The organism is Exiguobacterium sp. s168, from assembly GCF_018619035.1.
GTDB classification, from domain to species: Bacteria; Bacillota; Bacilli; order Exiguobacteriales; family Exiguobacteriaceae; genus Exiguobacterium_A; species Exiguobacterium_A acetylicum.
Map to the genome: position 1 here is coordinate 39988 of NZ_JACSNE010000016.1, position 21623 is coordinate 61610.

A 21623-nucleotide genomic window follows, 5' to 3' on the forward strand; every position below is an offset into this window, starting at 1 on the left:
ATACACAGGAGGTCTTATTTCATGGAACGCTGTTCGTTATGTGGTACACCACTTCGTCAACACGATACGACTTGTTCTCATTGCCAACATCCTGTCATCAAGAAAGAACGACCAGCTGAACCACCTGCTCCGTCCTCTTCACGGACTTGGTTCATCAGCACCTGTCTTTTGCTCTTTCTCGTCGGAGGAGGCGGTTTCCTGTGGTATTCGTTAAAAGATCCCGTTTCGCCGGAAGCCGGTGAGACGCCTAGCGTCGAAGCACTCGCTCTTTCTGAATGGTCCGATGAACAAACGGCTTACAATCAAACGTATTCGAAAGATCGGCCTCCGACGTCCTATGATGTCCTTCGTTTCGTCCGCCAATACACACGAACGATCCCAGAGCTTGCGACGTATTCGAAGAAATACGATTCCATCGAGACATTTTCCGCGATCCAGTTTACGACCTTGAAGGTGTTCGAATCCGAGTTCGACCATCTCGAGCGATTGACGAATGCCGTTGATGCCCCTGTCGCTCCAAGTGTTCTTGCCGTGACATTCCAAAAATTCACGTCAAAGGGTGCTACGTATCGTTTACGTACACAGGAAACGTATCAAATCGAGACGGCAAAAGGGTCGAGACCCGTGACCTACCGTGTCCATTATCGTTTGAAAGTGCATACGGATCATCTCCAAATCATTGATGTCAACCGGACGGAGGTGAACTCATGAAACGTGTACTCCTCTGTCTGCCCCTTTGTCTCCTGATGGCGTGTTCGCCCGAAACATCCAAGATTCAAGAACAGCTCGAACAGCAAACCTACACCCGCGCCGTTGAACAATCGAAACAAGACATCGATGAACCGGCTGCTCGACTGATGGTTCAGCTTGAGCGACAGCTTGCCGGTTATCAACTGCGTGATGTCTTAAAAACGGCGGAGGCGATCGAACGCCTTCAACTCGCAGCGGATCATCCCGTCCAAAAACGAGCCGAAGCCATTGCCCTCAGTGCAAGAGAGACGTTGCAACAAGTCAAACAGTTTGAAGGAACATATGAAGTTGAACGAAGCACGCTCGAAGACGAGCCGTTCGATGGAACCGGGCGCATCGATGTCTCTTTTGATGAGCAAGATACCTTGATCGCGACACTTCGCTTTGATCAGTTCGGTCTCCCCGACGCACTCCGAAACGACGAAGAAATCATTCGTTTTGAACCGGATTTCTCTGCTCGTGTCAGTTTATCCGGAGGACAAGTCAGCTATCGCTTCGTCCGTTCGACACTCCGCGTGACGTTCGAAGGACCAGGCGGTAAGCGAATCTATCAACTCAAACAACTATCAGATAAATAACCAGTAAAACGCCGCTTCACTTGAGACGATCCTCGAGTGAAGCGGCGTTTTTTTATGATTTTAATTTAACGTGTTGCTTGAACCTGCTCATACACCTGTTGGCATAATTCATGTGTCGCGAGGCTATCAGAAGCTACGACCGACTCGGAGGATTCCCCTCTGACCGTCCGAAGGAACGCGTCCAGCATATCGACGAATCCACGGCGCTTTAGCGTCGCTTCCCAGTTATCGAGCGGATACCGAAGCGTCCCTTGTTTCGTCAATTGATCGAGTGTCGTCACGTCCGTTGCGATTCGTTTTTCTTCCGGTCCCATCACCTCGACTCGTTCTTCCGTGATGCCGTTATTGCGGTTCATGACACCGATTGCCGTGATACCGTTTGAGACGAATTGAATCGTCACGTGATGCAGACCGCTTGCGTCCTGCTTACTCTTGACGTGTAGGTTTTCGATCTCACCGCATCCTGTCAAGAAACGAAGCGTATCGGCGACATGAATGAAGTCGTCGAACAGAAACGGCTTAGCGTCTTCGATGAACGACGTCCGATTCTTTTGCATGAGGACGAGATTCGGATCGTTCACCTCAAGCAAGCGCTGATGCGCTGAAGCGAAGCGACGGTTGAATCCCGTGATGAACGGTAACTGTTTCTCCTCCGACAGACGTGTCAGTTCACGAATCTCTTCGATTTCCATCGAGACCGGCTTATCAACGTAGACAGCGATTCCTGCTTCCAGCGCTTGCCGCGCTTGTTCGGCATGGACGACCGTCGCCGAATGAATCATGACCGCATCAATCCCCTCCTGTACGGCGTCAGCAAACGTCGCGTATGTTCCTGCAAAGCGATACGCCGCTTGCAACCGCTTCGCTTTTTCCTCGTCTCGCGAAATCAGATACACCTCGATATCGGATCGTTCGGCATAGACGGGTAAGTAGGCTTTTTGTGCGATGTCCCCTAGACCAATGACTGCTAATTTCATGTGAACTCCTCCTTTTCCTCTGTTGCTTACATTCCCTATGATACGTCAATTGACACGAAAAGATGGAAATCAGCTCGTTACAGGATTCGAATTCCTTTTTTTTGAAAAGAAGTGAATTTCCTTTTTTTGTTTTATGATAAAACCATATTTGAACAAGGAGGGAATGAGTTTTTATGAAGCGCTTGCTCCGTACTAGTCTTACGCTCTTATTATTGTTCGCTTTATGTCTTCCTGCCATACCGGCTCAGGCAGCCAGTTACCAAGTCGTCGTCACTTCGACGATTGGAGCGAACATCCGCTCAAAGCCGAGTACTGCCTTGTCTGCGACGATCGTCCGACGTGCCGCGTACAAGGCAAAATTCACAGCCGTCTCGTATACGAATGGCTGGTACAAGATCAAGGACGGAGGTACATATCGTTATCTATCGAACCAAGTCGCTAAAAAAGTGTCGAGTAGTTCCGTGAAGACGTACAAAATCGTCGTCTACTCGAAAGCTGGAGCGAACGTCCGGACATCACCAAGCACGGCCTCATCAAAGAACATCAAACGACTCGCATCCTACAACTCGAAGTTCAATGCAGTCTCGTACTCGAACGGTTGGTATAAGGTCAAAGGGAAAGTCAATTATTATTACGTTTCTAGCCAAGTTGCCCGAAAAGTGACGACGAGCAGCCCTAAACCATCGAGTGGCAGTTATCCGGTTGCCTCGATGCGGTATTTCAAGCTTGGATCGTCAAGTTATCAATTGACGAAAGAAAGCTTCGTCCGCCGTTATCCAGCGAGTACGACGAAACTGTTGACGGGAATCGTCGCGTATGACGAAGCGGCACGCAAAGGCACGCTCGATCAAACGTTCACCCTGACGTCTTCGATGTTATCCGTTCCTGCAGGTAGCAGTGTCGCTGGCTTCCGGGCTGGCGATAAAGTCACGATGCGTCAACTCTTGAACGGGATGCTGATCCGCTCTGGTAATGATGCAGCAAAAGCGATCGCTGTCCGGACAGCAGGTTCTGAATCGAAATTCGTCACGTACATGAACAGTCGCGCCCGTTCGATCGGGATGAGTGCGAGCCATTTCATGAACCCACATGGCTTCTATCATCCAAGTCATTACACGACGGCTGCTGATATGCAAAAACTCGCGAATACATATGCGAAGTACAGCGCGCTCATGACGATCAGTGGACGAAAATCATACCAGACGACCGTCAAAGGACCGTACGCACGGACATTGACGTGGTATCACACGAACACGTCACTTCCAGGTGATACGCGTGTTTATGCGAGCAAGACCGGTTACACACCGGAATCTGGTTACACACGTGTCTTCTTCATCAAAAAAGGCTCGACGCGATATGGTCTTGTCACACTGAAAGGATCGTTGTCCCAAACCGAGACGACACTCCGTTCTGTCTTGAACCAATGATAATGATCTTTTAATCAACAACCTGATTCCCCTTCCGGGAGTCAGGTTGTTTTTCGTTTCGCCTCTAAAATTATGCTTGCGCTGAAAACGAATTCATCTTAGAGTTAAGTTTAGAATCAGACGTCTGACGTCTTAATGAAGGAGAGTTTTACGTGGGAAATGTGAGTTTGTTATTTGGGGGCGTTGCGCTCTTTTTAAATAGTTTGACCTTGTTCGGAAAAGTCGATCTCCGTAGTGCGGGTGTCTTCAGCCTTATCACTGGTCTATTGCAGACGTTCATCGCGACCTATCTCGTCATCGGTGCAGCAGGTGATCCAGCCCTGACGTTCGGATACGCGAGCATCTATCTGTTTGCCTTTACGTATGTGTACGTCGGGATCACGTTCTTATTCAATCTCGACGGGAGCGGTGTCGGTTGGTTTTCCTTGTTCGTCGCGATTGCCGCCTTGTTTTATGCGTTCGTCAGCTTTACGACGAATGACATCATCGGTGGTGTGACCTGGTTGTTCTGGGCACTGCTCTGGAGCCTGTTCTTCCTCGGAATGGGAATGAATCGCCCGATTGATGCAATCACTGCCCGCGTTGCCCTCGTCTTGAGCTGGTTGACGTTGATCGTACCGGCACTAATTGGTCTTCGGTTCGGCTACTTCAGTTCGGCATACCAGTGGTTATGGAGCGGTGCTGCTGTTCTGACTGTTGTTTATTTCCTCTATACGATGATGAAATTCTCGATGCTTCGGACGATCCGCTCGTCGTAATAGATACAAGGCATTAAGCCGCTAATATGAAAAGAGGTTCGTTCCCGATCATGTTCTGGGAACGGACCTCTTTTCGTTCGATGTATACAGAACGCTATCATTCATCCGCGACTCCTACAGGAAAAGAAAGTGCCATCAGCACTTTCGTCAGGGATGGATCAGACCCGGCAAATCGCATGTAGTGCGAGCTGCCGCGGCTGATTTCCCGCCTGAGGAAAGCGAGGATGATTTTAGCGTTCGTTTCGTCATCAATCAGAACTGATGTCGTTTTTTCGCGTTATTCTCATCATTCCAATGCTTCCTGTAGCTGATCTTGAACTTCTTTCAACGACTTATCCGTCGGATGCCAATAGTAGATGCCATCCGATTCGATGCCACCTTTTCCGTCAAGTGATAAAGTCTCGACATTTCGTAAAGCATCCCGGTAATCTGTCGCGACGGTCCGGGCAACGGAAAACGGTACGTTCGTTTTGACGTTTTTCCCGAGTGCTTCAAGGACGGCATTGAAGCGACGAATCGAGAAGTCTTCCGTCATCTTATCAGCGACCGCCTGAACGACTTGCCGTTGACGGATTTGTCGTCCGAAATCTCCGCGTGGATCATCATAGCGCATTCGCGCATAAGCGAGCGCTTCCTTCCCGTTCAGTGAAAGTTCTCCTTTAGGGAACTGCATCTCATAGTATGAAAAATCGATATCGTTCTCGACGGTGACCCCATCGACGGCGTTGACGAGATCCGTAAAGCCGTCTAGATTGATCTCTGCAAAATAGTCAATCCGGATATCGAGCAGATGACTAACCGTATCGAGTGACATCTGTGGACCACCAAACGCATACGCGTGATTGATCTTATCATTCGACCCATTACCGATGATTTCTGTCTTCAAATCACGTGGGATACTGATCATCTGGCTCTTATTCGTATTCGGGTCAATCGTCACGACGATGATCGTGTCACTACGTCCTGTCTCATTTTTCCGTTGATCGACGCCGAGCAAGAGAAACGAGAGTCCTTTTTTCTGTTCGACGGCCTTCTCTGTCTCGACGCTCGCCTTGACCGGCACTTGTACTTGGACTTCTTTCATCGTCTGACTCGCTTTATGATAGACATATCCGCCTGAACCGAAGAGAAGGAGCAGGCAAATCCCCGTCAGTGTCAGTATGATCCATTTCCATTTCTTCATCACCCATTCTCCTTTTCTTCGATTTGAATTCAGGACGGCCGTTGTGCTTCAAGTACGAGTAAGGCATTGCGCCAGCTACCGAACAAGGCAGTGATGACACCGATGCTCGGTGCATCGCGTCCGATACTGAACCGTTGATAACTTGCGATCGTCAGATTTTCCGTTTCTTGCGCGGCTGCAGCAAGTACGTCGAGTACTTCTTCTTCCCGCCAGCGTTTACGGGGAAATTCGATCCCGATGATTTCCAGGGCGTTCGACCAAGAGCCGTACCGGCGGGCAATCGTTGCGACGGTCGGACGATTTTGACCAGCCGCCCACTTCGTGTAGGTCTGGCTCGTCAAGACCGGCAAGGCACCTTGCGCTTCAAGTAGTGACTCGATGATCCGTTGTTCCATTTCCTGTACGCGTTCCTTCAAGATATCTGCTTCTGACAATGCCTGCTGCCACGAGTTGAATTGATGGACGATATCCGTCAGGCTTGGTGCTTGCTTCTGTTGTGCCCATTCGCGGTACGTCGCGCTCGTGAAAGGATTGAGTTCCTCCCGTGCCTGACGCAAAGCGTCAATGATTTCCGATTTCGTGAACGTCAAGCGGGCTTGTCCGATGCCAGCTCGTTCCAAGGCAATCTGCCACGATCCAAACAGCATCAAGATTTCCGCGACGCTTGGATGAGTGGTGTTCAGTTGCCAGCGGAAATAGGTATTGGCCGTCAATTCATTCTTCCCGTTCGCAGCGAGACGGAGTGCGTGGATCGCTTCCTCCATATCGCGCATGACGATGTCCCCTTCCCATATATTCATGACTGGACGTTCCGGCGTACGGTCGTCTGCAAGGCGTGACGAACGTTTCGGATGACGACGGCTTGTTCGGTGAACGTCATTTGTGAAGCAGACGGAAGGCAGATGCCGTCTTCAAACAGGCGCCGGCTGACATCATTCCCTTCTGCTGTGACGAATGGTACGTCGCGATAGACGGGCTGTAAGTGCATCGGTTTCCAGACCGGGCGGGATTCTGCGTTTGCTTGTTGCAACGTCCGAATCATTGCATCACGTCGCGCTTGACCACCAGGTAAGAGAAAAGCACTGAGCCAGCGGTTGGCGAATGTTCCGGTCTGCTCGACTTGCGACGTGACGCCGTCCGGTGCAAAGGCACGATCGTAACGATCAAAGATTTTCCGCCGCGCATCGACGCGTTGATCGAGGACTTCAAGTTGTCCGCGTCCGATCCCAGCAGCGACGTTGCTCATCCGGTAATTGTAGCCGACTTCCGTATGCTCGTAATGGAGGACCGGTTGTCGTGCCTGTGTTCCAAGATAGAAGGCGCGTTCGATCAAGGCTGGATCATTTGCGACGAGCATCCCACCACCTGACGTCGTGATGATTTTGTTGCCATTGAATGAATAGATCCCGAACGTCCCGAACGTTCCTGTCATCCGCCCGTTGACGCGTGTTCCTAGTGACTCTGCTGCGTCTTCAACCAACGGGACATCGTACTCTTCACAGAGGGCGGCGATCTCCTCGATTTGCGCTGCGACACCGTAGAGATGGACGACGATGACCGCTTTCGGAAGTTTTCCTCGCGTTGCTGCCTGGATCAACGCGCGTCGGAGTGCAATGGGTGACATGTTCCATGTTTCCTCTTCCGAATCAATCAGGACGGGACTAGCACCAACGTAGCGAATCGGATTCGTCGAAGCGATGAACGTCAAGGACTGACAGAAGACGTCATCCCCCGTCGTGACACCAAGCGTCGCGAGTGCCAAGTGGATCGCCGCCGTTCCGCTACTCGTCGCAAGTGCTGCACCAGCCCCTGTGTAGGCACGCATATCTCGCTCAAAGGCGTCGACGTTCGGTCCGAGCGGTGCGACCCAGTTCGTCTCGAGTGCTTCCGTGACGTAACGTGCTTCTTGGCCACTTAAGTGCGGGATGGAGAGCGGGATGTGTTTCATGATGTTTCCTCCCTTCGAGGTGACAGCTGACGGAGTGGCGTCCGGTAGACCGGAAACCAATTCCCCGTCTCGACTTCCGGATGTTGTCGTTTGATTTGTCGTGCGAGCCGGTCATAAATCGTTGTATCAAGAATCGATGTCCCGAGTCCGAAAAATGTTCGATTCGCTTCGCCAAAAGACCGTTTGTAGGCGAGTAAGCTATCCTCATCGGATCGTGTCGTTCCGCCACCGAGATGTAACGCTTGCAGACCAGCTTGATTTGCCCAGCGAATCATCTCCGCGAATAATAGGTGATTCGGTCGAAGCGACAAGTAGGCAGGATCTGAAGCACCGAGGTGATAATGTGCGAACTGGCGACCCGTTAAGACGATGCAACCAGCGATGATTCGTCCCTCTTGTTCGGCAAGCAACAGGACATTTTTAATCCGTCCGTCGGCGAAGTGATCAAAGTAGGTCTGATCAAAGTAATACCGCGCATCGGCTTGATGTTTATCCATCGTCATCTGGTAGAGACGGGCGAAGTCCGAGTACTCTTCCGGACGCCCGAGGCGAATCGTGACCCCTTCGCGACGTGCCTTCCGGATATTGCGTCGCGTCATTTGCGAGAATCCACTTTCGATCGTCTCGAATGGATCCGTCAGCTCGAGTGTCACGGTCGGCTGCAAGATATCCGTTTGATGGCACCAGTGTTGACCGAGTTCCTGGTTGTGTAGCAAGGGATGGAAACGAACCGTCTCGGTGACGATCCCGGTCTCGTGACAGTATTGTTCGAATCGCGCGCGGGCTTCGCGAATCTGATCGAGTGACCAGATACCTGTGAAATAAGGACCACCGTAGCCGTACGGCGTCGTGATGTCTTCAAAGAGTGTACCTGGAACCCGTCGCCGCAAGTACGGATAGATCAACGTTCCGAACTCTGTTGGATAATAAAATAATTCAGGAATCTCATCGTGCTCTTTTGCGAGTTCGAAGTAAGCATGTTCGTAGTAACAATCGAGCTGATAGCTCGCGACGAGCGCGTCCCATTCCCGTGGATCCCGAATCAAGCGTTCATCGCTTAGCGACATCATGGGGAACACCTCCGTCGAGACCCTTGAACTCCCCCATACTAGTCTGGTGAGCCGTCGAGTTTCCTTCTGATGAGATGACCATTTTGAACGTCTTGAACAGGATATAGAGATCGAGTCGGAACGTATGGTTTGCCGCATACCATTGATCTTGTTCGAGGCGTTGCTGCCACGTCGTTGCGTTGCGGCCGTGAATCTGCGCCCAGCCTGTCAGACCAGGCAAGACGTCGTGACGTGTCATCTGCTCCTTCGTATAGTGATTGAGATAACTGACGAGTAAGGGACGCGGTCCGACGAAACTCATCTGTCCGCGGAGGATGTTAACGAACTGCGGAATCTCATCAAGACTTAAGCGACGAATCCACTCGAGCGATGCCGGAATCCGGTCTGCATCCGGAAGGAGTTGTCCGTCGGCATCTGTTTCGTTCGTCATCGTACGGAACTTATAGATTTTGAACAGCTCCCCCTTATAGCCAGGGCGGACTTGATTGAAGAAGATCGGTCGTCCGAGTTTCGTATAGATGACTAAGGCGACGACGGCATAAACAGGAAGTAGGATCAGGATGGCGATGAGGCTAACCGTGAAGTCGAATGTGCGTTTCATGATGACGTCCTCCTTTTACATAGCTGAAAAGAGATCAAGTTGTCGTTTGATGACGTCGGCTTCGTTGAAATGTTTCATAGCACGGTCAAATCCGTTCCGTCCCATCTCGTTGGCACGGTCTGGATGTTCGACGAGTGTGTTCATCCGTTTAGCGAGCTTTGTGACGTCGCGGACTTCAACGAGATAACCCGTTTTCCCCTCGACGACCTCTTCGCGGCAGCCGCGGATGTTTGTTGCGATGACCGGTTTAGCACTCGCCATCGCTTCGATGATTGATCGTGGTACGCCTTCGCGATGTGACGGTAAGACGAAGGCATCGACTTGTTGGAACAAGGTGGGCACATCTTCGACGAATCCGAGGTAGTCGACGTTTGGAATCTCGCGAATCCGCCGTAAGAATAAGTGTTTCGTCGTTTGATCGCGCTCGCTCGCCATCATCTCACCCGCGATGACGAGGCGAGCTTCCGGGTGACGATAGACGACATCCTCGAATGCATCGAGCAGTTCCAGAATCCCCTTCTCTTCGACGATCCGACCGATGAAGAGGAAAGTAAACGGTGCCCCGGCTTCACGCGGGCGTGGATAGAAGCGGGTCAAGTCGATCCCATTTCCAAGGTGCATCAGGCGCGTGTTCGCTTTGAAGCGTTTGCGCTGAGCGAGTTGATAATCTTCCTCGCTTTGGAGGAGCAGGTAGTCGGTTGCGAAACGTGCTAGCCACTTTTCGACGGAGTATGTCAGCTGATACGTCATCCGCCCCATCTTCTCGTGGAAGTAAAAGCCGTGTGCCGTATAGACGATATGCTTCGTTCCGGCCCGTTTCGCGGCAACGCGTCCGAGGGCGGCGGCGACCGGTGTGTGGACATGGACAGCGTCGTAGCCGTCCTCCTTCAAGATTCGCGTGATTTCTCGGATTGTCCGCCAGTTACTCGTCCAGTCGATCCGGCGCTCGATCGGAATGTCATGCATCCGGAATCCTTTGGCTGCGAGTTTTGCCGAGGCACCGGTGTCGGCACAGGCGATACCGACGTCGTGCCCAGCGTTTTGCAAAGCAAGTAAGAGCGGCTGCAACATCGTCTCTGCCGTCGTATCAAGGGCACAGACTTGAAGGATTTTTAGAGGCGCCATACGTGGACCCCCTCTGGCTGTTCTGACCGTGGTAACATCCCTTTGATGTCGACGACGATGCCGCGTCCGACTTTGAGTAGATGTTGTGCTAAATTCCAACCACCTTCGACATATTCTTCGTGTGAGACAGCGAAGATGACGACGTCGGCTGGTTTGAGTTCGCTCATTTCGAGTAAGTCGATGCCGTACTCGCGTTTCGCCTCACTTTTTTCGACGAGTCGGTCCGTCACCTGGACGTCGATTCCGAACTCTTCGATTTCACGGACGAGGTTCGCGACTTTCGAGTTACGGATATCGCTGACGTTCTCCTTGAATGATAAGCCGAGGATCGTGACGCGAGCGCCGAGGACCGGCATATTTTGTTTAATCAAGTTCTTGACGAGCGCCGTTGCGATGAAGCGTCCCATCGTATCGTTGATCCGGCGACCAGCGAGGATGACTTCCGGATGATAGCCGAGCGACTCCGCTTTCATCGTTAGATAGAATGGATCGACGCCGATACAGTGACCACCGACAAGACCTGGACGGAACGGAAGGAAGTTCCATTTCGTTCCGGCTGCTTCGAGGACTTCGAGCGTATCAATGTCCATCCGGTCAAAGATGATTGCTAGTTCGTTCATCAAGGCGATGTTGAGATCACGTTGTGTGTTCTCGATGATTTTTGCCGCTTCCGCGACCTTGATCGATGAAGCACGGTGGACACCAGCTTCGACGACCGCTTCGTAGACTTCTGCGACGATGTCGAGTGTCTGTTCATCCTGAGCAGAGACGATTTTTTTGATTGTCTTGAATGTGTGCTCGTGGTCGCCCGGGTTGATCCGCTCCGGGGAGTAGCCGACGAAGAAGTCGACGCCAGCGCGTAAGCCAGATGCTTCTTCAAGAACCGGGATACAATCTTCTTCCGTCGCCCCTGGGTAGACCGTCGACTCGTAGACGACGATGTCGCCTTTATTGAGCTGGCGACCAACGAGATGGGACGCCCGTAAGAGTGGCGTTAAGTCTGGTTGATTCTGCGCATTGATTGGTGTTGGAACAGCGATGATGATGAAGTCGCTTGCTTGCAGTGCTGCTGGATCCGAGACGTAGTCGACCGTTGCATTCTTCAACGTGAACGGACTCAGTTCGAGTGTTGCGTCGATGCCTTCTTGCAGTTCTTGAACGCGTTGTTCCTTGATGTCAAAGCCGACGACGTCTGTTTTTTCGCCAAAGGCGACGGCGACGGGAAGTCCAACGTATCCGAGTCCGACGACGGCAATCGAACGGTTGGCAATGGGAAGTGCACCGGTTTGGGCTGCTGTCGTATCTACGATGTGTTTGACTGCCTTGTTCATGGTGGGTTCCTCCTATTTCATCGACTGTTTGACGATCAACGTTTTTCCGTTTGGTTCCTGTTTGACTTGTTCGACTGGTTCAAGAACAATCTTCATCTCGGAGCCGAGCAACTTGCGCATCTCGTTCAAAAGGATCTGTTCGTGTTTCGGATGGAAACGTTTTGCATCTGGAATATACCGGAGTGTCACATGGTCAATCGTATGCTGCTCGACTTGGAGTCGTAAGACCGAATTCGGCAGTTCACGGGCAATCGTTGTAATGTCCCCTTCAAACACCTTGCCCCGCTTTTCGCTGACGATATAACTCGTTCCTCGTCCATCGATTGAAGCGATGACAGGTCCGTTTAAGCCACAGCTACATGTCTCGTCACTGAGCGTCATCCGGTCACCGATCCGGTAACGAATCAGCGGTGTCCCGCGTGTCGTAAAACACGTGACGACGACTTCACCGTCCTCTCCATACGGTTCGATGATACCCGTCTCATGATGGAGATGAAGTTTTCGATGACTACATTCTGAGATGATTGGCGCGCCTTCAGAGGAACCATATTGATCGAAGACCGGTGCGTTGAAGGCTTCCTCGAGAACCGAGCGCATCTCCTCCGTCACCGTTTCCGATGTCGGGAAGATGGCGATCAGTGGGATATCCAGTCGAATGTGATGCTTCAGCATATAGCGGGCGATTTCGACCATCGCTGTCGGTGTGCCGTCAAGTGCCTGTGGCTGGAATCGATTCAGCTCCTCGATATAAGCTGGAAAGTTCTCTTCCTTCATGTGAAAGATTGAGACGAGCAACTGATTGAGTGGCCGGTTCATCCGCCAGAAAATTGGTTTCTTTTGATCGACAGCTGTCAACGTCCGACCGGTGAAGCTCGCCCGCCGCATACCGGCGTGAAAGCCATGACGTTCCTTGAAGTAGTCGAGATGCGCCATCCGTTCCTGGACATCCTCGCGCATGAACGCGACTTGGAGCGACTTTCCGCTCGTTCCGCCCGTCCGCCCTCGGACCGGTGCATCGACGCGGGACATGAACGCATCGTTATTTTGGCGAAGCGTCTCTTTTTCAAGGATTGGGATTTTCTTCAGCTGCTCGAGTGATGTCAACGGTAACTGGATGTCATGTTCGTGAAAGAGTTGCGTGTAGTACGGTGTATGCGTCACGACGAAGGCTAGAAAGGCATTCAGGCGATCGAGTTGTTCCGCTTTATAATCCTGCGTCCGATCCTTCATCCGGAGCTCCTTCATCTTCTGTTCATAGAAGGGACCGTACCGTTCTTGCATCAACTTGCGACCGTATAACGATGTCAGCCAATTTTGGATGAAGATCGGAGAGCGGTAGTAGAATTCCTCTTTAAGCGCCATCTTGGATTTCCTCCTTCAGCAAGTAGTGACTCTCGTACCAATCGATGAATGCGTTGACACCGGCTTCGACCGTCGTCTGTGGTCGATAGCCGATCGTCTCGAACAGTGAGGAAACGTCAGCAAAGCTTTCTGGAACATCGCCTGGTTGAAGCGGCAACCCGTGTTTAATTGCCGTCTTACCGAGGCGCCGTTCGATCAAGGCAACAAATTCGTTCAGTCGAATCGGGCTGTGACTGCCGATGTTGTAGACACGATACGGGACGTTGCTACGATCCGGTAAGGGATTCGAGGCATCGAACGCTTCGTCGACTTCCGGTTCAGTTTGGAACAGGCGATAGATGCTTTCGATGATGTCGTCGACGTAAGTGAAGTCCCGCCCCATCTCGCCGTAGTTGTAGAGGTCGATTGGTTCGCCTTTCGCAATCGCTTCCGTGAACTTGAACAATGCCATATCCGGGCGTCCCCACGGACCGTAGACACTGAAGAAACGAAGTCCGGTCGTCTTGATGCCGTAGAGGCTACTGTAGGTGTGTGCCATCAGCTCGTTTGCTTTCTTTGAAGCGGCGTAAAGACTTAGCGGATGATCAACGGCATCCGTCGTCGCGAACGGCATCTTCGTATTCGATCCGTAGACGGAACTGGAGGAAGCATAAATCAGTTGTTCGACTGGGTAATGCCGACACGCCTCAAGAATCGAGAGAAAGCCGACGATGTTTGACGTCATGTAGACGTCCGGTCGATCGATGCTGTACCGTACCCCTGCTTGTGCTGCGAGATGGAGGACGAGATCGATTGATTCCTGTTCGAAGATCCGTGCGACGGCTGCCGTCTCTTCGAGTGAGACCCGGTAAAACGTGTAGTTCGTTCCAAGTTCAGCGAGCCGGGCTTCCTTTAACGTCGGATCGTAATAGTCGTTCACTTCATCGAGTCCGATGACCCGGTAACCCTCCCGGATGAAACGACGTGCGGCGTGAAATCCAATGAAGCCTGCGATACCAGTGATTAAGATCGTTTTATTCGGCACGGTGTTCGACCTCCTCGAAGTAGTGGCGCGCTTGCCAGCGCATGTAGTGAACGGATGTGTAGACGATGAGTAACATCGGGAACAACTTATACCGGTGTCGGATGGCCGTTCCGACATTACCGGTTCCTAGACCGAAGATGACGGCGTTAAGAGCAAAGAGAAGGAAAAAGAAGAAGAGGACGCTGCCGAACGGATGCTGACGGATCAGTTTAAAGGACCGGACGATCGCAAAACAGGCGATGAAATAGAAGATAGCATCAAGGAAGAAAATCAAGATGTTCATGACGCTCGACCATTGCCATGGGAATGGTGAGAACAGGAAGTAAATCGTCCGAATCGGTGAGTAGAGAATCATGTCAGCTGGACCCGTCACCGTCAATCCGTTCAGATAAGCGGATCCGCCACGGTCGTAACTCATCCCGCTGAACAACTGTCCGTTTTCTGAGACGTGGGTGAACTTCGCGAACAAGACGTCCTGGAAGCTATAGACGATGAAACCGACGACCAGTACTTGAAAGATCAGTCGTTGCACCTTAGTCGGTTCAAAGTCCATTCGTCGTGTCTCATGACTGTAAAACGAGAAGTAGACGAGTAAGACGATGATGCCGACAGCAAGACCGGAGTGGAACATCGTACTGACGAAGTAGCCGAGATACGCGAGCGTCATATACCATCCGGACTTCTCTTCCGTCCAGCGCACCATGTAGTAGAGGGTGTAGACGATACCAAGGGCGACGATCTGGTCACGCAAGAGAATCGGTGAGAGCAACAATCCTTGCGGGAAGAACGCGAAGATCAGTGTCGCTGCGAACACGTAGCGTTCTGGTAAGCGTAACCGTTGCAGCGTCTTCGCTAGGATGACGACGGCGACGATGCCGAGGATGACGTTCAAGAACTGAGCAAGGATCCGTTCCGGACCGAACATCAGGTAGAAGATTCCGAGAAACTTGGAATAAGTGCCGCGAACGACATCATTGAAAGTCGACGGATCAGTGAAGATTTGGACACCTTCGAGATGAAAGGCTTCCGTATCGTCACCACTGTGTGGCGGTAAACGAAACAGCTCAAGATCGATGAACATCAGGACCAATCGGACGAAGAAAGCGGTGATGAAGATAAGAAAGATTGGCGTCGTCTCTGCTTGACGAAGCAAGTAATAAAGAAACAACACCGAGTTGATGAGCAGCAAGGCGGTCACGTAGGTGTCCGGGAAGAGCGACCGGGCGAATTGACAAACGAGTGCTTCGATGACAATGAGTAGTAGGATTGGTCGCATCTTCTTCCCTCCTTAACTGCTTTGTTCGACGACGAGCGTGACGTTCCGTGGATATAAGGACCGATACAATGCCGGTAACAGTAGGACGATCTGAGTGACAGCGCAGAGTGTGTAAGCAATCGTCGCACCGTACAGACCGTACAGCGGAATCAACAGGCTACAAGCGATCAGGTTGACGACGACACTGCCGAAGATCGAGATCGTCTGGATCCGGAACTGCTGGAAGCCGGTCAAGAGTGCCTGAATGACGGTCGAGTTGTAGAAAAAGAGTGAGGCAACCATCATCAAGACGAAAATCAGATGGTATTGAACGAACGACGCGTTGTAGAAAATCGTCAAGCCCCACTTACCGAAGAAAATCGCTCCGACAATCAACAGGATGCCGACGATGTTCGTCATCAGTAACATCGAGCGAGTCAGCTTGCGCAGTTCCGGTAAACTTTGGCGTTCGCCCGTCTCAGACGAGAAGTTCGGTAGCAAGACGGCGATCAAGGAGTGGATGAACAGGCTACCGAGTACGAGTAGATAGGCGATGCTGGCGTAATAACCGAGCTCTTCCGTCCCGATTGCGTGACCGACGAACAACCGCGGAATGTTCGCGTTCAAGGCGATCAGGAGTGCGACAAATCCGAGTGGCATCGCTTTGAGGAACAGCTCCTTGCCTGACCGATATCGTAAGTCGAGCGCTTGATTGTCAAAGCCACGACCGACCCGGCGAATCGTCGGTAAGTCGTATGCGAGTAGCATGATCAAGTTCCCAGCAATCAAGGCGAGTACGAATCCGTGAATTGAATGGGTCGTAAAGAGGACGAGTGCTGCGCCTGAGACGTTCAAGAGACTCCGGAAGATCTTCGAGACCGCGACTTCCTTGAAGGCAGTGTGTCCTTGCAAGAAACCGTAAGCGAGATCGGCGAACGACTCCATGTATTTATTGAGATAAACGAGCAGTGTCAGGAGTAGGATGTCCGCTTCACCGAAGAAATAATAGACCCCAAGGAGGACGAACACACCTGCCGAGAGGAGTGAAAAACGAGTCTTGATGAAGAGCCAGAAGTTCGTCAGTCCAGCCCGTTCTGCCGTCAGGATCGTACTGGCGTTCAGCCAACAGAACATGACGATCGGTGCAGTGATGGCAAGGGCATAGTTGAAGTAACCGATGTTGAGCGGTGTGCTCCATTTGATCAGGAGCGTCAAAATCATCCATTGATGGAGCGAGTACGCCGTATCGGCAATGAAGATGAGATTGAAGCGGGACAGCCGGGCCGTTTTCATCGTTTCCCCTCCTCTCTATTTGCGAGCAATCCGTATCGTTGGTGCGACCGGGTCGGTATCAGTTTCGTTCGTGACGTCTAACAAATACTGGCGGAGTGCTTCGTCCTGACCGAGCGCTTGGGCGATCTCACGCAAGTACGGGTCGACGGATCCAAAAGGTCGGGTCTTACCGACAAGGATCTTGTCAAAGACGAGTTCGTCATGCACTTCATCGCGAGCGAGCAGTTCCTCGTAGAGTTTCTCGCCTTTTCGAATGCCGCTGTAGACGATTGGAATCTGCTCTTCCGTGAAGCCACTCAAATGAATCAAGTTCTTCGCCAGTGTCGTGATGTGGACTGGTTCACCCATATCGAGAACGAATACTTCGCCACCTTTCGCGAGGACACTCGCTTGGATGACGAGACGACTCGCTTCCGGGATCGTCATAAAGTAGCGCGTCATCCGGGGGTCGGTGATCGTGATCGGTCCGCCTTTCGCGATTTGTTCCTTGAACAGTGGAATGACGGAACCACGACTCCCGAGGACGTTTCCGAACCGGACGACGGCGAATGTCGTCTCGCTATTTCTCGCCATCTGCTGGATGACCATCTCGGCGATTCGTTTTGTCGCCCCCATCACACTCGTCGGGTTGACGGCCTTATCGGTCGAAATCATGACGAAGCGTTTGACACCAGCTGCTTCCGCCGCTCGAGCAACGTTGCGTGTGCCGTAGATGTTGTTCTTGACGGCTTCGCTCGGATTATCTTCCATCAGTGGCACGTGCTTATGGGCTGCTGCATGATAGACAAGATCCGGTTCGAACCGTCGCATGACTTCAAGCATCCGGTCACTGTCCTGGACATCGGCGATGACGGATTCGAACTGGATGTCCCGGCTGAGACACTCGAGCTCCCGGCGGATCAGGTAGATGCTGTTTTCACCGTGTCCGAGAAGGATGAGCCGTTCAGGACGGAAGCGAATCAGTTGCCGACAAATCTCGGAACCGATCGAACCACCAGCACCGGTGACGAGGACGGTCGCGCCATGAACGCTTCGTTCGATTTCCGTAATATCGAGTTCAACCGGTTCCCGACCGAGTAAATCAGCAATCGAGACTTCACGGATTTGTTTGATGGAGACTTTTCCGGATGCTAGTTCGACGAGCATCGGTAACGTATGCGCTTCGACTTGGGTTTGTTTGATCCGGTTCAGCAATTCAACCCGTTGCGGATACGGTAACGATGGGATCGCCAGGACGACTGCTTCAATTTTTTGTTCTTCGATGATGCATTCGAGTTGGTCGATTGCTCCGATGACGGGAACACCGTGAATCCGCATCCCGCGTAATTCAAGCGAATCATCAAGTAAACCGACGACGTTTAAGATGTGCGATTTTTTTTGTTTCAGCTCTTTTGTGATCATCTGACCAGAAGCACCGGCACCGATAATGAGTGTTCGTTTGCCGAGCGTCTTATTGTCAGGAACGAGTCTTAAGCTACGTCCACGAATCAACAACCGGACGAATAAGAGACCGTTTAGGACGAGTCCCGTCTGCAGGAAGATCGCTCGTTCGACCGCAAAGTCGAACAAGGCGTATTCGAGACCCAGTAAAACGAAGCTGCTAGCGAGGACGACGACGAGTAAGACGGCAAGATCACGAAGGCTCGCGTAACGCCAGATGATTTGATAGAAGCGCATCCAGTGTGCGACGAATGTAAGAGCGACCCACTGGATGAGGGCGATTTCGAGTGCGTCCTGCAACTCGAAGTTGACGGTGAGATGGAGCGGATTAAAGAAGTAGAACGTAACGACAGTCGCGAGTGCGATGATTCCCGCGTCGATCAGGCGAAGGAGTCCGATTTTCAACTGCCGACGGTACGGGGTGAGCGGGGAATGCTGCATGACGGTGTCTCCTCTCCTCTCTCATGAATGACTGCGGGGAATCGCTTTCGGATAACTATCAGTGGATTCGCGTGTCGCTTCCTTTTTGCTTAACGAGCGAGAATAGACGATCAGGAGTCCGAGCATCAGACCAAGGACGCCACCGATCCCTGTATTCATTAGAATGTTCGGTGATACAGGTTTCGTTGGAATCCGTGCGCTCGAGAACACTTCCGTCTTACTCGTGTTGATCAGTTGTGGAAGATAATCCTGGAAGACTTCCGTCATCGTATTCGCCTGGATGGCTGCCTGCTCCGCCGAACGATCCGTGACGGATAAGGCGATGACTTGCGAATCCAGATTGCTCGAGACCGTCAGACGATCCGTCAAATCGAATAACCGCTTGTCAGTGACGTCCATCTTTTGGGCAACCTGATCGACGACCTCCGGGCTTCGTAAGATATCTTGATAGGTACTGACGAGTGTCGGCGTCGATGTCGCCTCTGCGTTCGCTTGAGGAACGACGAGGATGTAAGCCGTCGCCTCGTATGTCTTCGGAATGACATACGTGCTAAGCGCATATCCAGCTCCCGCGAAGAGAATCATGAAGAGTGCGAGTAGCCACCAGCCGCGTCGGAGTGTCGTTAGATGATCTCCGAAGGTTTTTCTTTGATGCATCGAGCTCAATGTTGTTCACCTCTTTCTGGCTTGACCGAATGGATGGACATTGGTTATGTCTACACCTTATTTCCAATCGACTCCCAAAACAATTAGAGCTTGGTGGAAATGATTATATTTTTTTCGGTAGCTATCTCGCTTGCGTGACACTAGTTCACCGCATGAATTCATGTCACGAAAAAAACGCGATTCACGAAAAAATGATTGCGTTTTCCTTAATCTTTTTTCATTTATCTGCATGATGTTTTGAAAGATAAGGGTAAATACCAATTTGATGATTAAAAAGTGCTCAAATCGGTAATAAGTCCTATATGAAGGGTGGATAGTCTTTAGAAATCATGTTAAAATCAGCCAATATACCCACATCGTTTGCCTTATCCATCCTAGTCGTTTGGATCATGCTCGATGCTTGGATTCGTCCCTTATCCTTCACGGACGAAGTGTTGCCGAAACAGTGGTCTCTTTGGTTGCTTCCGGTCTACATCGTTCTGTTCAGCGTCTGTTGGCTCATCTTACGACCGTTCTATCGCGCCAACCGAGCGACTGGACAACAAATTGCACTTATTTTTCTGATTTATCTGACATTTCATATCGTATTTTTCTTTTTTAACGCAAATACGGATCGTGTTCTTGCTTCGCTTTACCTCATTTCGACTTGGCTTTTCGTCGGCATCGTCTCTTCGCTCTCACGTACATCGATCGACCAATGGCATCGTCTTCTGTATTACTTCCTTTACGGACAAGCCGTCTTTCTCGCTTCCTACGCACTCATCGTCTCGTTTGGCACAGAGTATGTTCCGGTCGAAAACCTACAATGGCTTCGAATCGGTCCTTTGTCGTTTCCTCAGCTGTATGTCGGGGAGCAAAGTTCATTCCTTCGCCTTGCTGGACTGATGAACAATCCGAATACGTTCGCAGCGTGGCTCGTTCCGGGAGGACTGCTTGCTTGGTTCTATCTACTGCGACAGTTTCCACGTGGGCAAAGTCTTCTGCACGCTGTTTTCTTACTCCTGACCGTCATTGCTTTGCTAAGGAGCGGTTCGCAGACAGGAATCTACTCCTTCGTCCTCTTGGCACTCTTGACGAGTATTCGAATGGTTCCGGGAACGAGACGCCGGGTGCAGGTAGCTGCCTGTTATGTGACAGGAAGCCTGATCTTATTTGCCGTCTTCGCATTTCAAGGTCTGCTTCCCCGTTTGCTCAGTCTTAACGGACGATTTACGCTTTGGCAAGCAGGATGGCACGCTTCCGCTGACGCGCTCTGGTTCGGTCACGGGATTGGAAGTGCCCCGCGTGGACTGCAGGAACAACTCGATGAGCGGATTCTTTATACATTTCACAGCACACCGATCACGTTTCTCTACGAATTTGGTCTCATCGGTTGTCTGCTGTACGGTGCAGTCTTTCTGTATCTGTTTTATCGACTGCTTCGCATTCAGACGACGGATCTCGCTTTCCTCGCGCTCTTGCTAGCCAGCTGGCTCGGGTTACTCCAATTCACGGAAAGTGTTCTCGTCAGACCGAGTGGATTTTATTTCATTTGGCTCAGCCTTCTTGCTTATGCGTCGCTTCGTCGACTTCCACCTCACGACAGTACCCACACCTAGACACACCTACACGAAAGGGGTATGACATCATGAAGAAATGGACAGAACAACAAGTCATCGATAGCCTGATCGAAGCTAATATCGAATATCCCTCTCTCGACGCAAAGACATATGCGCGCTGGTCGGTCGGAAAAGACATTCCATCGATCACGACGATCATCAATGTATTCGGCTCTTGGCGTGAAGCACTCCAAGCTGCTGGTCTCTCATCGATCCGTCCGTATTTTTCAGATGAAGAGATTCTTACTTTCATCAAGGAAGCATCGACACGTTTACATCCCTTCCATAGTAATAGCTACCGGGAGTGGGCAAAGGCCAAACACGGTCCATCCTTGACGCTAATCAACTTACGTTTCGGTTCTTGGTCACGCGCACTGGAAGAAGCACAAATCGAGATGACCCGCTCCATCTCGATGACCGAAGAACGGATCATCACCGCCTTACTCGAAGCTTCTGATGTCCTCCCCCGTCTGACGACACAGACGTATGCGATTTGGGCACAGGAAAATGGTCATCCGACAGTCGCGACGATTGCCCGTAAATACGGTTCATGGGCAGATGCCCTCGCTTGCCTCGACATCGCACCGCCTCGCCGGAAATGGGTCGAAGAAGATGTCCTTGAAGCACTGCGGCAGGCACAAGAAGAATTACCTTCCCTCAGTATCATTCATTACCGGAAATGGGCGGAAGGTCGCTCGGTTCCGAGCACCTCGACGATCAACGCTCTCTTCGGTAGCTGGACCTCCGCCGTGCAATGCCTCAAGCGTGCACGCGTCTCTCTTTCTTGATTCTGCTC

At 51.5% G+C, this 21623-nt stretch carries 20 protein-coding genes; 6 read left to right on the forward strand and 14 right to left on the reverse strand.

Annotated elements, in window-relative coordinates; translation table 11 throughout:
* The first annotated feature begins 21 nt into the window (after window positions 1-21).
* Window positions 22-711: a hypothetical protein gene (locus KNQ15_RS10390; protein ID WP_214729262.1), complete on the forward strand. Its 690-nt coding sequence runs from the start codon at window positions 22-24 to the stop codon at window positions 709-711.
* Complete coding sequence (locus KNQ15_RS10395) at window positions 708-1328, forward strand: hypothetical protein (protein WP_214729264.1); 621 nt, start codon at window positions 708-710, stop codon at window positions 1326-1328. The genes KNQ15_RS10390 and KNQ15_RS10395 overlap by 4 nt, the downstream gene beginning before the upstream one ends.
* A 65-nt stretch (window positions 1329-1393) precedes the next feature.
* On the opposite strand, the gene KNQ15_RS10400 is transcribed toward KNQ15_RS10395, so the two are convergent.
* Window positions 1394-2305 (reverse strand): Gfo/Idh/MocA family protein, encoded by a 912-nt coding sequence (locus KNQ15_RS10400; protein WP_214729266.1) that lies wholly within the window; start codon window positions 2303-2305, stop codon window positions 1394-1396.
* Between the two features lie 173 nt (window positions 2306-2478).
* Here KNQ15_RS10400 and KNQ15_RS10405 point away from each other — a divergent pair, with 173 nt between their 5' ends.
* Complete coding sequence (locus KNQ15_RS10405; protein ID WP_214729268.1) at window positions 2479-3732, forward strand: SH3 domain-containing protein; 1254 nt, start codon at window positions 2479-2481, stop codon at window positions 3730-3732.
* Between the two features lie 152 nt (window positions 3733-3884).
* Window positions 3885-4490, forward strand: coding sequence for an AmiS/UreI family transporter (locus KNQ15_RS10410; protein ID WP_214729270.1), 606 nt, complete (start codon window positions 3885-3887; stop codon window positions 4488-4490).
* Between the two features lie 286 nt (window positions 4491-4776).
* On the opposite strand, the gene KNQ15_RS10415 is transcribed toward KNQ15_RS10410, so the two are convergent.
* From KNQ15_RS10415 to KNQ15_RS10475, 13 genes are read right to left on the reverse strand one after another with little or no spacing between them, the layout of a single operon-like run.
* Window positions 4777-5673, reverse strand: a complete 897-nt coding sequence (locus tag KNQ15_RS10415) for an LCP family glycopolymer transferase (protein WP_214729272.1) — start codon at window positions 5671-5673, stop codon at window positions 4777-4779.
* A gap of 29 nt (window positions 5674-5702) precedes the next feature.
* Window positions 5703-6446 (reverse strand): hypothetical protein, encoded by a 744-nt coding sequence (locus tag KNQ15_RS10420; RefSeq protein WP_214729274.1) that lies wholly within the window; start codon window positions 6444-6446, stop codon window positions 5703-5705.
* 23 nt (window positions 6447-6469) lie between these two features.
* The gene (locus KNQ15_RS10425; protein ID WP_251137661.1) at window positions 6470-7621 is read right to left on the reverse strand and encodes an aminotransferase class I/II-fold pyridoxal phosphate-dependent enzyme; all 1152 of its coding nucleotides are present in this window, start codon (window positions 7619-7621) and stop codon (window positions 6470-6472) included.
* The gene (locus KNQ15_RS10430; RefSeq protein WP_214729276.1) at window positions 7618-8691 is read right to left on the reverse strand and encodes a lipid II:glycine glycyltransferase FemX; all 1074 of its coding nucleotides are present in this window, start codon (window positions 8689-8691) and stop codon (window positions 7618-7620) included. Before KNQ15_RS10430 ends, KNQ15_RS10425 begins: the two co-directional genes overlap by 4 nt.
* Window positions 8672-9292: a sugar transferase gene (locus KNQ15_RS10435; RefSeq protein ID WP_047392914.1), complete on the reverse strand. Its 621-nt coding sequence runs from the start codon at window positions 9290-9292 to the stop codon at window positions 8672-8674. Before KNQ15_RS10435 ends, KNQ15_RS10430 begins: the two co-directional genes overlap by 20 nt.
* 15 nt (window positions 9293-9307) lie before the next feature.
* On the reverse strand, window positions 9308-10417 hold the full coding sequence (locus KNQ15_RS10440) for a glycosyltransferase family 4 protein (protein ID WP_214729278.1): 1110 nt from the start codon (window positions 10415-10417) through the stop codon (window positions 9308-9310).
* The gene (locus KNQ15_RS10445) at window positions 10405-11748 is read right to left on the reverse strand and encodes a nucleotide sugar dehydrogenase (RefSeq protein WP_069940977.1); all 1344 of its coding nucleotides are present in this window, start codon (window positions 11746-11748) and stop codon (window positions 10405-10407) included. Before KNQ15_RS10445 ends, KNQ15_RS10440 begins: the two co-directional genes overlap by 13 nt.
* Window positions 11749-11760: 12 nt before the next feature.
* Complete coding sequence (locus KNQ15_RS10450; RefSeq protein ID WP_029342630.1) at window positions 11761-13110, reverse strand: phenylacetate--CoA ligase family protein; 1350 nt, start codon at window positions 13108-13110, stop codon at window positions 11761-11763.
* On the reverse strand, window positions 13100-14134 hold the full coding sequence (locus KNQ15_RS10455) for an NAD-dependent epimerase (protein WP_214729280.1): 1035 nt from the start codon (window positions 14132-14134) through the stop codon (window positions 13100-13102). Before KNQ15_RS10455 ends, KNQ15_RS10450 begins: the two co-directional genes overlap by 11 nt.
* Entirely contained in the window at window positions 14124-15410 is a 1287-nt protein-coding gene (locus KNQ15_RS10460) for a glycosyltransferase family 39 protein (RefSeq protein WP_214729282.1), read from the reverse strand. Before KNQ15_RS10460 ends, KNQ15_RS10455 begins: the two co-directional genes overlap by 11 nt.
* A gap of 12 nt (window positions 15411-15422) precedes the next feature.
* Window positions 15423-16682, reverse strand: a complete 1260-nt coding sequence (locus tag KNQ15_RS10465) for an oligosaccharide flippase family protein (RefSeq protein WP_214729284.1) — start codon at window positions 16680-16682, stop codon at window positions 15423-15425.
* Window positions 16683-16697: 15 nt separating this feature from the next.
* The gene (locus tag KNQ15_RS10470; RefSeq protein ID WP_214729286.1) at window positions 16698-18563 is read right to left on the reverse strand and encodes a polysaccharide biosynthesis protein; all 1866 of its coding nucleotides are present in this window, start codon (window positions 18561-18563) and stop codon (window positions 16698-16700) included.
* A 21-nt stretch (window positions 18564-18584) separates the two neighbouring features.
* Window positions 18585-19220: a YveK family protein gene (locus KNQ15_RS10475; protein ID WP_251137664.1), complete on the reverse strand. Its 636-nt coding sequence runs from the start codon at window positions 19218-19220 to the stop codon at window positions 18585-18587.
* Between the two features lie 338 nt (window positions 19221-19558).
* On the opposite strand from KNQ15_RS10475, the gene KNQ15_RS10480 reads away from it, so the two are divergent.
* Together KNQ15_RS10480 and KNQ15_RS10485 are read left to right on the forward strand one after the other, a co-directional pair.
* Window positions 19559-20827, forward strand: a complete 1269-nt coding sequence (locus KNQ15_RS10480) for an O-antigen ligase family protein (protein WP_214729290.1) — start codon at window positions 19559-19561, stop codon at window positions 20825-20827.
* A gap of 29 nt (window positions 20828-20856) precedes the next feature.
* A complete protein-coding gene (locus tag KNQ15_RS10485) occupies window positions 20857-21615 on the forward strand; it encodes a homing endonuclease associated repeat-containing protein (protein ID WP_214729292.1) in 759 nt (252 codons plus the stop codon).
* Window positions 21616-21623 lie beyond the last annotated feature (8 nt).